The sequence below is a fragment of the Pandoraea sputorum genome, from assembly GCF_000814845.2.
GTDB lineage: Bacteria > Pseudomonadota > Gammaproteobacteria > Burkholderiales > Burkholderiaceae > Pandoraea > Pandoraea sputorum.
Map to the genome: position 1 here is coordinate 3,672,824 of NZ_CP010431.2, position 12,050 is coordinate 3,684,873.

Here is a 12,050-nt window from a genome sequence, read left to right on the forward strand (position 1 = left end):
CATTCAGCGCGCATAGCTCACCGGCATCCCGCCATCGGGATTCGGCAAGACGCCCATCGGCACGCCGTAGATCGTCTGCAACGTGTCGGGCGACATCAGTTCCGCAGGCGTGCCACGCGCAATCGGCATGCCCTGCTTGAGCGCGAGCAGTGTGTCGCAAAAGCGCGCGGCCATGTTGACGTCATGGAGCACGATCACCACGCCAAGGCCATGCGCGTCGGCCAGTTCGCGCACGAGTTTGAGGACATCCAGTTGATGCGCCACATCGAGCGCCGAGGTCGGTTCGTCCAGCAGCAGACACTGCGCCTGCTGGGCCACGAGCATGGCCAGCCACACGCGCTGACGCTCCCCGCCCGAGAGTGACTCCACGAGACGGTCGGCAAAGCCGAGCACGTCCGTCTGCGCCATCGCGTTTTGTACGGCCTCGTGATCATGGGCGTCGAAGCGTCCGAGCGCACCGTGCCACGGGTAACGACCGAGCGCGACCAGTTCGGACACTGTCATTCCGGCAGCGGCGGGCGGCTGCTGGGGCAGATACGCCACACGCCGCGCAAACTCGCGTGCGCCCCACGACGTCAGCGCCCGTCCCTCAAACGCAATGTTGCCGCTCACCGGCTGAAGCTGACGCGCGAGCAGCTTGATCAGGCTCGACTTGCCCGAGCCGTTGTGGCCAATCAGCCCGTGCACCTGTCCGGCTGCGAGTTCCAGCGTCAGCGGTGCGAGCAGCGTGCGCCCTTCCACCGCGAACGAAACGTCTTGCAAAGCGAACATCGGGATATCAGTCATGAGCATTCGGTGAAGCAGGTTCGTTGGAGGCCTGGGCCTCGATGTCGGCTTGCGGTTCGCGTGATTGACGCAGTTGACCGTAGTCGAGACGAATCAGGCGGTCCGCCAGATCGAAATAGCGGTCGTCGTGGGTAATGACCAGCACGCTCTTGCCGCGTGCCCTGAGCGCGGGCAGCATCTGGCGGTAGAACACGTCCTTGAACAGCGGGTCCTGATCCGCCGCCCATTCGTCGAAGACGTAGAACGGCCGGTCTTCCAGATACGCCACCAGCAATGCGAGACGTTTGCGCTGTCCCTGCGACAGATCGAGCGTGGAGAAGCGTCCGTCCGAGATCGTCACCTTGTGGTCGAGTTGCAGCGACTTGAGCAGCGTTTGCGCCTGCGCGTCGAGCCCCTCCGGCGGCAAGCCGAGCAGATGTTCGAACAGGAAAAAGTCGCTGAACACCACGGAGAACAGTTGACGGTAGTGGTCACGCTCGGCGTCGCCCACCGGCACGCCGTCGACCACGATACGACCCTGTTCCGGGGCATACAGGCCGACGATCAGCTTGGCCAGCGTGGTCTTACCGCTCCCGTTGCCGCCGACCAGATAGACGAGTTCGCCGGGACGGAACGTGAGCGTCACCGGTCCCAGCGTGAACACTTCGTTTTCCTGCTCGCGGAAATAGCGATGCGTGACGCCTTCGAGCACGATCTCGTGAAATGCCGACGCCTCGCGCTTGCCCGGCGCAGGTAGCCGTTCGCGCGGCAGTTCGTTCTCGACCTGTGCGATACGCTCTAACGCGACGCGTGCGCTGCCCAGCGACGGCATCGCCGAGAGCACGCCCTCGATCGGCATGATCATGTACAGGAACACGAGCGCGTAGCCGGACACCACCTGCGGTGGCAGGTCGACGTGACGCAGCACCACGAATAGCGTCAGGCCAATGAAAGCGAACAGAATGAAGCTGCCCCAACTGGCCGCCGCCGCGTACAGCACGTAACCGCGCGTGCGCTGTACACGTACCGCCTCGACATTGCTTGCGAGACGGTCTTCGATGAAGGCGTCGCGCCGGGCACGATGCAGCTTGAGCTCCTTCGCACCGTCGAACAATGCGCGGAAGTCCTTCACCAGTGCTTCCTCACGCTTGCGCGAGCTACGCAGATGCAGCAGCGCGCGCTGGTTGGCAAAACGAAATCCCGCTGCGCCGATGAAGATCGTCACCACGGCGAACAGCAGAATCTGCCACGACAGATAGCCGAGATACACGAGGCATCCGGCGATCACCGCGCCCTGCATCGCCAGCACCGGCAGGTTCACGAACAGGACGACGATGGTATCGAGATCCTGCGTGAGCACGGCAATCGCGCGGGCAATGCCGTGCTTCTCAAGACTCGCGTAGGGGGCAGCACCGATGCGACGCACAACCTGCATGCGCAACGTCGCCTTCGCGCGCTGACCGAGCGACATGAAGAGCGTTTGCGACAGCGCGCGCGTGACCAGCACGATCACGCCAAGGCCGAGAAATTGCATGCCGAGCGTGCCCAGATGGTCGCGCGGCGCCGTCAGCGCACGATTGATCAGCGCGACGAGACCGGCGTTGCCGAAACCGCTGATCAGACTACCGGCGAACGCAATGGCCAACGGCCATCGAGACGCACGTACCAATTGCCAGAACAAGGGCATAAGAGATCTCTGTTTTTATGGGGATGTCGGGAATGTCACGCCACCTGTCGACGCAGGTGCCAGAGCAGATACGGCGCGGCGATCAGCATCGCCAGCACACCCGCCGGGAGTTGTTGCGGGAAGAGCAGATTGCGTCCGAGCCAGTCAGCGGCGATCATCAGCAACGCACCGGACACGGCCGACGCGACGGCCTGCGAGCGCGCCTTGCCGAACCCGGCCATGCGTGCCAGATGCGGTGCGAGCAGACCGACGAACGACAGCGGACCGACGACAAGCGTCGCCACGGCGCTGAGCGTCGCGGCCAGACACCACATCCACAGGCGCGCACGCCGCACGTTCACGCCTACGGCGCTCGCCGTTGCGTCGCCCATCGGCAGCAGATCCAGCCAGCGCGATGCCAGGCAAGTCAGCAACAGCCCCACCAACGAGGCGACGACAGCGCCCAAGGCAATGCCGGGACCGACGATGTACGTGAGGCCAAGCGTCAGCGAGCGCAGCAGGAAGGCATTCGCCGTGCCGCTCGCGCTCCCGATGGCCACCAGCGATTGCGCCATGCCGGAGATCGCCACACCCGCGAGCAACATCCGCGTTGGCGAGAAACCGCCTTTGCGCGAGAGCGTGAGCATGACCGCGAGACTGAGCGCAGCGCCTGCGAACGCTGCAACGAACAGTGTCGACGCCGACGCTCCGACCATCGCGAACGTCACGATCAGCACACCCAGCATCGCGCCGCCACTCACGCCCAGCAGTTCGGGACTGGCCATCGGATTGCCGCTGATCCGTTGCAACAGCGTGCCCGCCAGCGCCAGTGCGACACCCGCCGCAGCCGACGCCAGCATGCGCGGCAACCGCCATTGCGAGATCGATACCCATGACGCGTTCGTCGCCCACTCCCAGCCGTCGAACGAACGCCCGAGATGCTGCGTCACCCAGACGAGCGCGACCCCGAACACAAGCGCCAACGCGAGCCATCGGAACGGACGACGCGCGCGCGCGGGCGGCACGGCATCGGCGCTCGCCACTTCTCCGGCTCGGGTGCGGCGCAGGAGCCACAGCAACAGCGGTCCGCCAAACAGCGCAGCGGCAGCACCCGTCGGCAACGACGCACCGTCGAACAGCGGCAGCCACTGCACGAGCTGGTCGGTCAGCATCAGCATGAGAGCACCGATGAACGGCGCCCAGACCAGTTGGTCGCGCAGACGTCGTGCACCGGCGAGACGCACCAGTTGCGGTCCGGCCAGACCGACGAAGCCGATGATGCCGACGACACTGATGATGCAGGCCGAGAGCGCCACGGCCACCACCAGTCCGGCGGTGCGAATCCATGCGACACGCGCGCCGAGCTGAGTCATGCTGCGGTCGTCGAGCGTGAACAGCGTCAACGGTCTGAGCAGCAATGCCGCGGCAACGACGGCCACGATCACGCGGGGCAACAGCCATCCGAAGTCGTGCCATCCGTTTTGCACGAGCGACCCTGCCCCCCATGCGAAGACACCGACAAGCGCGCGTTCGTGCGCCATCGACACCATGATCGACAGGCCGCTGCAATACAGGTTGACGATCATGCCCGCGAGAATCACGGGGATGGGGGCGAAGCGGCTGCGCCACGTCAGTGCCATCACCACAGCGATGGCCGCCGCCGAGCCGAACAACGCGACGCCTGAGCGCCAAGCGAAGGCCACCGCAGGCAGCCAGATCGTGGCCGCCGACAGCGCGAGTGAAGCGCCCGACGCCACGCCGAGCGTCAGCGGCTCGGCGAGCGGATTGCGCAGCACCTTCTGAAACATCACGCCCGCGAGCGCAAGCCCGGCACCGGCCAGCACCGACATCGCCAGTCGCGGCAGCCACGCGTAGTTCACGAGCAGGCCCGACATCGCAGCAGCCGAAGCGGATGCATTCGGGTCCAGCGTCGGATGTGTGATGGCGTGCCAGACGGCGGCGAAGAACGTGCCGCTGTCGACGCCCGCCGGGCGCAGCGACAGCAATGTGACGACGGCCAGCACCAGCGCGGGCACGCCGACAATCGTCGCCAGACGCCAGAGATGACGCACCTCGACGGCCGTCGTGGCCCCGTGCGGCCTGCCCGCCGTCATCGGTTGAAGCGGATTTCCCATGCTCATGCCGCCCCTCCCGTCAGGGCGACGCTCAACGCGTCGGCCAGCTTCACCGCCGTGGGCGTGCCCCCCGTGGGCAACATGACCGGCAACTGGCCGACACGTGCGCCACGCACGAACGGCAGCGCCTGCCACAGCGGGCTTTGCCCGAGCATGCCCAGCAATCCGGGGCGCGCCCCGATCAACATCGCGCGCGCCGAGGCATCCCCCCTGAGCTGCGTGTAATCGATCTGCGCCATGCCCTCCGTATCGCTCGGACGTCGCCAGGCGTTGGTCAGCCCCACAGCGGCGAGCGTCCCGCCGAACACACTCTCACGGCCAAAGACGTTCGTCAGACGCGTGTCGATGGGGCTCATCAGATACACCGGGCGTTGTGTGACGCCGTGCTTCGTCAGGCGGTCCCGAACCTCACCGAGATGCGCGTCGGTCGTAGCCAGCAAGTGCGACGTTTGCGTTGGACGCCCCAGCGCATCGCCCAGTGCCCGCGCACGACGCAACGCGAGCTGGTAGCCGTCTTCATGCGGATGGGGCGATGGCGCGACGAACAGCGGCGCAATACGCGCAAGCGAATCGGCGAGCGCAGCGTGCGCGGGCGTGATGACGATCAGGTCGGGACGCAGCGCCTGCACCACTTCGAAATTCGGTTGAAAGAGGAGACCGACGTCGACGACGTCGTCGGGCATAGCGGGCGTGCCCGAGAGCAGGCGATACCAGAACGGACGCGCCGCACCCACGGGCGTCACGCCCAACGCCAGCACCTGCGCCGCCAGCCCCCAGTCGAGTACCACCACGCGCGGCATGCGGCCCGAAGGCGTGGAAGCCCCCACAGACGGAGCCGCAACAGGCGACGCAAGCACGCCCGCCGCCCCCATGAACGGTGCCATCGCACCAACGCCAAACGCCGCCAGAAGGCGGCGTCGTGCGGCAAACGATTGTCGTTGCATCACCATTGATATCGGGCTGTCCCCAAAACGGTTCGCGTCGCGCCCCAGTAGCACAGCGACGACGATGTGCAATACGAGATGTATTCGCGGTTGAAGAGGTTGCTGACGTTCACGGCGAAGCGCCATTGCTGCCAGTCGTAGTGCACGGCGGCATCCACCAGTGTCCGGCTCGGCACTTCGAACGTGTTAGCGGGACGTCTCGCCCGCGTCCGCCGCCATCGCGGCGTGCGGCCCGAATACCGCTGCGGCGAGCACTGCCGCCATGACCGTCATTCGTCGCCCACCGTCCGAATGGGTCGCCTTCCCCGTGTGATGTCGTTTCACTTTACGTCCGTTTCCCGCGTCAGAGCCATTCCAATGGAATGAAACAAAATAAATGAGACGCATTACCATTATCACTTGTATCTGCCACCTGAACCCCGATGACAGTTGGTAGAATACCGGGGATGCTTTTGCTGTGAATCGCAAAAAATGTTGAGAAAAGGACAATTTTTGTCTTTTTCTCTATGCTTTGGCGTGTCGGGTCCACCTCACAAGGGGTTGCGGGACAAACGGCACGTCATCTGACCGAGTGGATCGGTCCGGTTGGGAAGTCGTCATGAAGGAATTGCTGCTGCGCCGCTATCCGGAAACGCGCCGTCATTTGCCGCGCGACGTCACGCTTGGGGGCATGGAATGTGAGGATGGTGAGCGCCAGCCGTGGCATCAGCATCAACACGGTCACGTGGTGATGGCACTGCGCGGTGTGGTGCGCGTGCTCACGCCTGCGCACACGTGGACACTGCCCGCGTCGCGCGCGCTCTGGCTGCCGCCGAATACGCCGCATGAACTGCATGCGGTCGGACGTATGCAGTTCTGCACGATCAGCATCGAGCCGGGCACGGTGTCGTGGCTGTGGCCGAACGCACTCGTGCTGACCGTCGGCCCGCTTCTGCGCGAACTGGCTGTCGACATGTTGTCCGACGGTTTCCACTACGCACCCGACAGTCGCACCGCCCTCTCCATCCCTTTGCTCCTGCGATTGCTTCGCGAGGCGGCTGCGCCCGGCGAGCACGGCCTGCCGCTGCCCAGTTCCGCGAAGCTGCTGGCGATTTGCGAGCACATGATGATGGCCCCCGCGACCGATTACTCGCTGGAACGCTGGGGAGAAGAACTGGGGGCGAGCGGCAAGACGCTCGCACGCCGCTTCAAAGACGAGACGGGGATGACCTTCGGGCGCTGGTGTCAGCATATGCGGGCGTCCGAGGCGATCACGCGACTGGCGCTCGGGGCGTCGGTCGGCGACGTAGCGCTCGCGCTCGGCTATCAAAGCCCGAGCGCTTTCATCGTGATGTTCAAGCGGCTGTTCGGCCGTGCGCCGCAACAGTATCTGGCGGTGGCCGAACGCTAACGGGAATCAACGCCGGATCAGGCAACACCCAGTGGCGTGGCGCGCGACGCAAACGTATCGCGAATCGACGCGATGGCGGCGATGGTTTCGTCGATATCCTCGTCGCCGATATGGCGATGCGTGACGAGCCGCAGCATCGACGTGCCGCTCGCGCGCGCCAGAATGCCGTACTCCGCCAGCGCAGCCTCCCACGCACGCGGGTTCGCCTCGCGTTGCTCGCCGACACGCAAGCGCACGATGTTGCTCGTAGACGGCACCGCGTCGACCAGTTGCGGATCGATCTGCGCGAGCCCGTCCCACAGACGTTGCGCACGCGCGTTGTCATCGGCCAGTCGCGCAACCATCGTCTCCATCGCCACTTTCCCCGCCGCGGCCATAATGCCCGCCTGACGCAATCCACCGCCCGTCATGCGACGGAACGTGCGCGCCTGCTCGATCATGGCATGCGAGCCGACGAGCATCGCGCCCATCGGTGCGGAAAGCCCTTTCGAGAGGCAGAACGTCAGGCTATCGCAGTGCGCGGTGATCTGAGCGACGTCGACCCCCAGCGCCGCCGCCGCATTGAACACTCGCGCACCGTCCATATGGACCGGCACGCCCGCACGCGACGCGAGCGCGTGAACGTCCGCCAGATACGACAACGACGGTACATAACCACCGGAGTGGTTGTGCGTGGACTCGACCGCGACCATCGCCGTCGGTTGCCCATAGCGCGAAAAGCCGGGACGCAACGCCCCGGCCAGTTGATCGAGATCCATCTCACCGTGTACCGAGCCAATGAGCACCGGGTACAAATGCGCGAGCCGCGACATGCCGCCCGCCTCCGACTTCGCCATGTGCGCCTGCGCGTCGAGCACCGCTTCACCGCCACGCGTGGCGTGGCACAGCGAAGCGATCAGATTGCCCATCGTGCCGGAGACGACGAACATCGCCTCCTCTTTGCCGGTGACGACCGCCGCGAGATGCTCCAGCGCGCGCACGGTCGGATCGCCTTCGAGGGTGTCGTCACCCAGCGACGCGGTTTGCATCGCCTCCCACATCAGTGCGGTGGGCCGGGTGACGGTATCGCTTCGCAGATCGACGAAGCGTTCGGTATTGCCTGAGGTCATGCAAACTCCTGACCGTGGGCATGGCCGCCCGCCCGCGTGGCTTCCGACTCGGCGGCGAGCGCCGCTTGCACGGCCTCGGGCGATTCATACGGAATACCGGCGAGCTTCATGACGAGCTTGATGGCCACGGTGTTGCTGAAAACGTTGATCGCAGTACGGCCCATATCGAGGAAAGCATCGACACCGGCGATGATCGCGAGTGCTTCGATGGGCACGCCGATAGTCGTGAGCACCATCGCAATCGCCACCAGACCGCCCGAGGGCACGTTCGCGCTGCCCTTGCTGGCAAGCGTGGTGACGAGCACGATCGAGAGCAGCGTCGGCATGTCGAGCGGCACGTGGTAGGCATCGGCAAGGAAGCCGACGGCCAGCGCGAAGTACATGATCGAGCCATCGCGATTGAACGCGTAGCCCAGTGGCAGCACAACCGAGGCGATGGCCTTGGGCACCCCCATCGCGATGAGCTTTTCCATGTGCAACGGCAGGGTGGCTTCGGACGAGCGCGTGGCGAACGCGAGAATCACCGGCTCACTGATGGCGCGCGTCGTCGCCCACGGCTTTTCGCCAATCGCCTTGAGCAGAATCCAGAACAGCACCAGCAGCACGCCAAGGCCGAGGTACATCGTGCCGACGAGTTTCACGAGCGCGAGAATCGTGCCGATGCCCTGCGTCGCGAACAGCCACGAGATGATCGCGAAAATCGCCAGCGGCGAGAGCGAGATGATCCAGTCGGTGAGCTTGAACACTGCGCCCATGAGCGCGTCGAGCACGCCGACGAGCGGCTTCGCACGCGCGCCGATAGACGACAGTGCCAGTCCGAGCAGCACGGCAAAGACCAGCACCGGCAGCAGATTGCTGCCGCTCATCGCTGCGAAGATGTTCGACGGAATCATCTCCAGGAAGAACTTGGTCCAGTCCACCGAGGCGGCAATCGGCTTTGCCGACGCGTGCGCCGCCGCGAGATTCGCGCCGAGCCCGGGGTGGAAGATCGCGTTCAGGCCGAGTCCGATCACGATCGAGACGAGCGTCGCGATGAAGAAGTAGATCAGGCTGATGGCTGAGACACGGCCGAGGGCACGCGCGTTGTGGCCCATCTGATAGATGCCGAGCGTGATCGCCGTGAAGACGAGGGGCACGACGATCATCTTCACGGCTTGCACGAACGCGGTGCCCACAGGCATGAGCTTCGTGGCGAGCGCCGGGGCGACCATGCCGCAGCCGATGCCCAGCGCCAGACCGATCAGCATCTGAATGGGTAACGGAAGGAGGCGCTTCTTCTTGCTGGCAGTGCTTGACGACATGACGACTATCTCCGGAAATTACGTGGCGTTGCGGCTCATCTGGGCGGACACGGAATCACGTGTCGCGAGGTATTCAGCGCTTGCGGCCTTTGCTTGCGGGTGGCGCAGCGGGTGCCACCGCCGACAGCGCGGCAGGCACCGTGGACGGCGCCGCAGGAGGAACGAGGGCCTGCAAGCGGGCCTGCATGGCGTGCGTAAGGTGGTCCCATACATGACGCTGAGCCTCCTCGGGACGCCCGGCGGCGATGGCATTGAAGATCGCGAGGTGTTCGCGAACGGCGGTGCGGGTACGCTCGGCGTCGTAATGCGGAATGCGTTGCAGCGCCAGACCGTTCTGGGTGCGCAACGCGTGATAGGTCTCGGTGAGCCGGACGTTGTCGGCCGCAGCGAACATCGCTTCGTGGAACTGCCAGCCAACACGCTGGGTAATGTCGACGTCGAGTTCAATGCCGTCGTCCCCCTGTGCGTCGAGCGCACGCAGGCGCACCGCGACTTCTTCGAGCGCGGGCGTCACGCCCTTTTGCGCCGCAAGCCATGCGGCCATGCCTTCGAGGGCGAGGCGCACTTCGTGGATTTCGCTCAGATCCCGCACCGACAACTGACGCACGAAGGTGCCTCGCATCGGCACGATCTCCAGCAGGCCGTCGTTGGCGAGCGCGCGAATCGCTTCGCGCACGGGCGTGCGGCTGATGCCGAAACGCTCCGAGAGCGCGCGCTCGGACAGCGCCTCGCCCGCGCGGATTTCGCCGGAAACGATGAGGTTGCGAATGGCGCTGTAAGCCGATTCGCTCAGGGCCGGGGTGCGTTGGGTCTGGTTCATGACTGGTATACCAGCAAAAAACAATTTGCCGGTCAATGACAAAAACGGCGAGAGGGGTGTGTTTGCGGGTAAACGATGAGGCGAAGCTGGGCGCTTCGCCTCCGGCTAGACCATTGCCTCAGTTATCGAGGAAATGCGTAATCGCGAAGTTGAACATCTTCGGGTCCTGAATGAACGCGAAGTGGCTGACGCCCGGCAGGATCATCAACTGTGCGCCAGGGATCGTATGCGCCATGTAGATGTTGTGTTCGAGTTTGATGCCTTCGTCGTGCTCACCGTCGAGGATCAGCACCTTCGATTTGATCGTCTTCAGTTGGGCGTCGGTCCAGTTCGGCTGTCCTTCCCACATTTTGCCGATCTGGTTCAGGAAGGCCTCGTACTCCTTCGGTGTGGACGAGAGCTTCGCGTAGTCGTTGGCCGCACGCTTGATGAACTCTGCGAACACCGGGTTCTTGTCGAAGTCCGGCTTCAGGCCGTCCGTGTTGGTGTTCACGCCGAACGCCACGATCTTGCCCACACGGTCCGGATAGCGGATCGCGAGGTCGATGCCCTGAATCGCGCCATCGCTCCAACCCACGACGTCGGCTTTTTTGATGTGGAGTTGATCAAGCAGCGCGATGACGTCGTCGGCCATCAGGTCATAACCGTAAGGACGGTCGTCACGCGTGCTGCGTCCGTGCCCGCGCGTGTCGACGGCGATCACGAGGTGGTGCGCCTTGAGCGCTTCGACCTGTTTGGCGAGATAGTCCGAGTTCGCCAGACCACCGTGCAGCAGCAGCACCGGGCTACCCTTGCCGACCTCGGCGTTGTACAGGCGAATGCCGTTTACATTGGCGAAGCCGGTGCGGTCGAATTTGGCCGGAGCCGGGGTCGGCGGCAACGTCTGCCACAACTCGGCTGCCATGGATGGCGCAGCTTGCAGGGCTGCCACTAAGCCCAGCATGGCCATTAGCGGTTTGAACGACGACTTGATGATGTTCATGGTGATGAAGAGGGGGTGAGATGACCGGTCACTGTATCCCGATTCCTGCTTGCGAAGACGTAAGGAAAGGCCGCGCACGGACGCCTGACATTCAACGCGGCGTTGCGATGGCAATTGAGAGTTGAGCATTCGTCCGAAAACGCTCACGCAAGTCTGAACCGACCACGTGCCGGGTGTTACGATGCCCCTCTATCCGTCCCGTGTGTCCTGGCATGATCGACCTTCACGTACTGCCCTTCTTTCTCGCCACCGTGCTCATCATGGTGGCGATTCCCGGTCCGACGACCATCTACATTTCGACGACGAGCGCCAGTCAGGGCTTTCGCTTCGGCCTCGCGTCTTGCTTCGGCGTGATGCTCGCCACGCTAGTGCACGTGAGCTTCGCCGCGGCCGGTCTCACGGCGCTGCTGCTGGCGTCACCGTGGCTGTTCAATGCCATCAAGTTGCTGGGTGCGGGCTACCTGGTGTATCTGGGCATCAAGGTCATTCGCAGCAAGCCGTCGGCGGCAGGGACGACTGCCACACCGCAGTCACAATCCCGTGCGCTCGGCGAGACGATCAAAAAGGGCTTCCTCGTCAATCTGCTCAATCCGAAGACGGGCCTCTTCATCGCGGCGTTTCTGCCGCAGTTCGTCACGCCATCGCTCGGTCATGTGCCGCTGCAGATCGTCACGCTGGGTCTGTTGCTGGTCCTCGTGGGGGGTGTGAGCGACACGACCTACGCTGCCCTCGCGCGCACCATCGGCCGCGCACTCGCCAACCGCAGCAAGAAGCCCGGGATCGGCAAGTACATCGCGAGCCTGCTGTACATGGGGCTGGGTATCGCGGCGCTGGCGACGTCGAACGGCACGTCGAAGTAGACGCATCGCATGCGGCGATAGGGCCGAAAGCGCTTGTCCATCGCCGCGGGCCCCACATGGTCAGCATGTGGAGATCTG

At 64.4% G+C, this 12,050-nt stretch carries 11 protein-coding genes; 2 read left to right on the forward strand and 9 right to left on the reverse strand.

Going from position 1 to position 12,050, the window contains the following annotated elements; all coding sequences use genetic code 11:
- Window positions 1-3 precede the first annotated feature (3 nt).
- From NA29_RS16220 to NA29_RS16240, 5 genes are read right to left on the reverse strand one after another with little or no spacing between them, the layout of a single operon-like run.
- Entirely contained in the window at window positions 4-786 is a 783-nt protein-coding gene (locus NA29_RS16220; protein ID WP_052253281.1) for an ATP-binding cassette domain-containing protein, read from the reverse strand.
- The gene (locus NA29_RS16225; protein ID WP_039399589.1) at window positions 779-2,452 is read right to left on the reverse strand and encodes a cyclic peptide export ABC transporter; all 1,674 of its coding nucleotides are present in this window, start codon (window positions 2,450-2,452) and stop codon (window positions 779-781) included. The genes NA29_RS16220 and NA29_RS16225 overlap by 8 nt, the downstream gene beginning before the upstream one ends.
- Before the next feature lie 35 nt (window positions 2,453-2,487).
- Window positions 2,488-4,572 carry a Fe(3+)-hydroxamate ABC transporter permease FhuB gene (fhuB, locus tag NA29_RS16230; protein WP_095178462.1) on the reverse strand — a complete coding sequence of 695 codons (2,085 nt, stop codon included), beginning with the start codon at window positions 4,570-4,572 and terminating at the stop codon, window positions 2,488-2,490.
- Window positions 4,569-5,510, reverse strand: a complete 942-nt coding sequence (locus NA29_RS16235) for an ABC transporter substrate-binding protein (protein ID WP_039403788.1) — start codon at window positions 5,508-5,510, stop codon at window positions 4,569-4,571. Before NA29_RS16235 ends, fhuB begins: the two co-directional genes overlap by 4 nt.
- A complete protein-coding gene (locus NA29_RS16240) occupies window positions 5,510-5,686 on the reverse strand; it encodes a TonB-dependent receptor (RefSeq protein WP_084103822.1) in 177 nt (58 codons plus the stop codon). The genes NA29_RS16235 and NA29_RS16240 overlap by 1 nt, the downstream gene beginning before the upstream one ends.
- 422 nt (window positions 5,687-6,108) lie before the next feature.
- Between NA29_RS16240 and NA29_RS16245 the strand changes: the two genes are divergently transcribed.
- Window positions 6,109-6,900: an AraC family transcriptional regulator gene (locus tag NA29_RS16245; protein WP_039399591.1), complete on the forward strand. Its 792-nt coding sequence runs from the start codon at window positions 6,109-6,111 to the stop codon at window positions 6,898-6,900.
- 17 nt (window positions 6,901-6,917) lie between these two features.
- Here NA29_RS16245 and NA29_RS16250 read toward each other — a convergent pair whose 3' ends face one another.
- The 4 genes from NA29_RS16250 to NA29_RS16265 form a co-directional block, all read right to left on the reverse strand.
- Window positions 6,918-8,009, reverse strand: coding sequence for a threonine aldolase family protein (locus NA29_RS16250; protein WP_039399593.1), 1,092 nt, complete (start codon window positions 8,007-8,009; stop codon window positions 6,918-6,920).
- Entirely contained in the window at window positions 8,006-9,310 is a 1,305-nt protein-coding gene (locus tag NA29_RS16255; RefSeq protein ID WP_039399595.1) for a dicarboxylate/amino acid:cation symporter, read from the reverse strand. The genes NA29_RS16250 and NA29_RS16255 overlap by 4 nt, the downstream gene beginning before the upstream one ends.
- A gap of 73 nt (window positions 9,311-9,383) precedes the next feature.
- Window positions 9,384-10,130: a GntR family transcriptional regulator gene (locus tag NA29_RS16260; RefSeq protein WP_072633312.1), complete on the reverse strand. Its 747-nt coding sequence runs from the start codon at window positions 10,128-10,130 to the stop codon at window positions 9,384-9,386.
- A 118-nt stretch (window positions 10,131-10,248) separates the two neighbouring features.
- Window positions 10,249-11,112 (reverse strand): alpha/beta fold hydrolase, encoded by an 864-nt coding sequence (locus tag NA29_RS16265; RefSeq protein WP_039399596.1) that lies wholly within the window; start codon window positions 11,110-11,112, stop codon window positions 10,249-10,251.
- Between the two features lie 212 nt (window positions 11,113-11,324).
- Between NA29_RS16265 and NA29_RS16270 the strand changes: the two genes are divergently transcribed.
- Entirely contained in the window at window positions 11,325-11,972 is a 648-nt protein-coding gene (locus NA29_RS16270; RefSeq protein WP_039399597.1) for a LysE family translocator, read from the forward strand.
- The last annotated feature ends 78 nt before the right edge of the window (window positions 11,973-12,050 follow it).

Coding starts and splice junctions, on each gene's coding strand:
- NA29_RS16220 (WP_052253281.1), bottom strand. CDS start 786: ATGACTGATATCCCGATGTTCGCTTTGCAAGACGTTTCGTTCGCGGTG.
- NA29_RS16225 (WP_039399589.1), bottom strand. CDS start 2,452: ATGCCCTTGTTCTGGCAATTGGTACGTGCGTCTCGATGGCCGTTGGCC.
- fhuB (WP_095178462.1), bottom strand. CDS start 4,572: ATGAGCATGGGAAATCCGCTTCAACCGATGACGGCGGGCAGGCCGCAC.
- NA29_RS16235 (WP_039403788.1), bottom strand. CDS start 5,510: ATGCAACGACAATCGTTTGCCGCACGACGCCGCCTTCTGGCGGCGTTT.
- NA29_RS16245 (WP_039399591.1), top strand. CDS start 6,109: ATGAAGGAATTGCTGCTGCGCCGCTATCCGGAAACGCGCCGTCATTTG.
- NA29_RS16250 (WP_039399593.1), bottom strand. CDS start 8,009: ATGACCTCAGGCAATACCGAACGCTTCGTCGATCTGCGAAGCGATACC.
- NA29_RS16255 (WP_039399595.1), bottom strand. CDS start 9,310: ATGTCGTCAAGCACTGCCAGCAAGAAGAAGCGCCTCCTTCCGTTACCC.
- NA29_RS16260 (WP_072633312.1), bottom strand. CDS start 10,130: ATGAACCAGACCCAACGCACCCCGGCCCTGAGCGAATCGGCTTACAGC.
- NA29_RS16265 (WP_039399596.1), bottom strand. CDS start 11,112: ATGAACATCATCAAGTCGTCGTTCAAACCGCTAATGGCCATGCTGGGC.
- NA29_RS16270 (WP_039399597.1), top strand. CDS start 11,325: ATGATCGACCTTCACGTACTGCCCTTCTTTCTCGCCACCGTGCTCATC.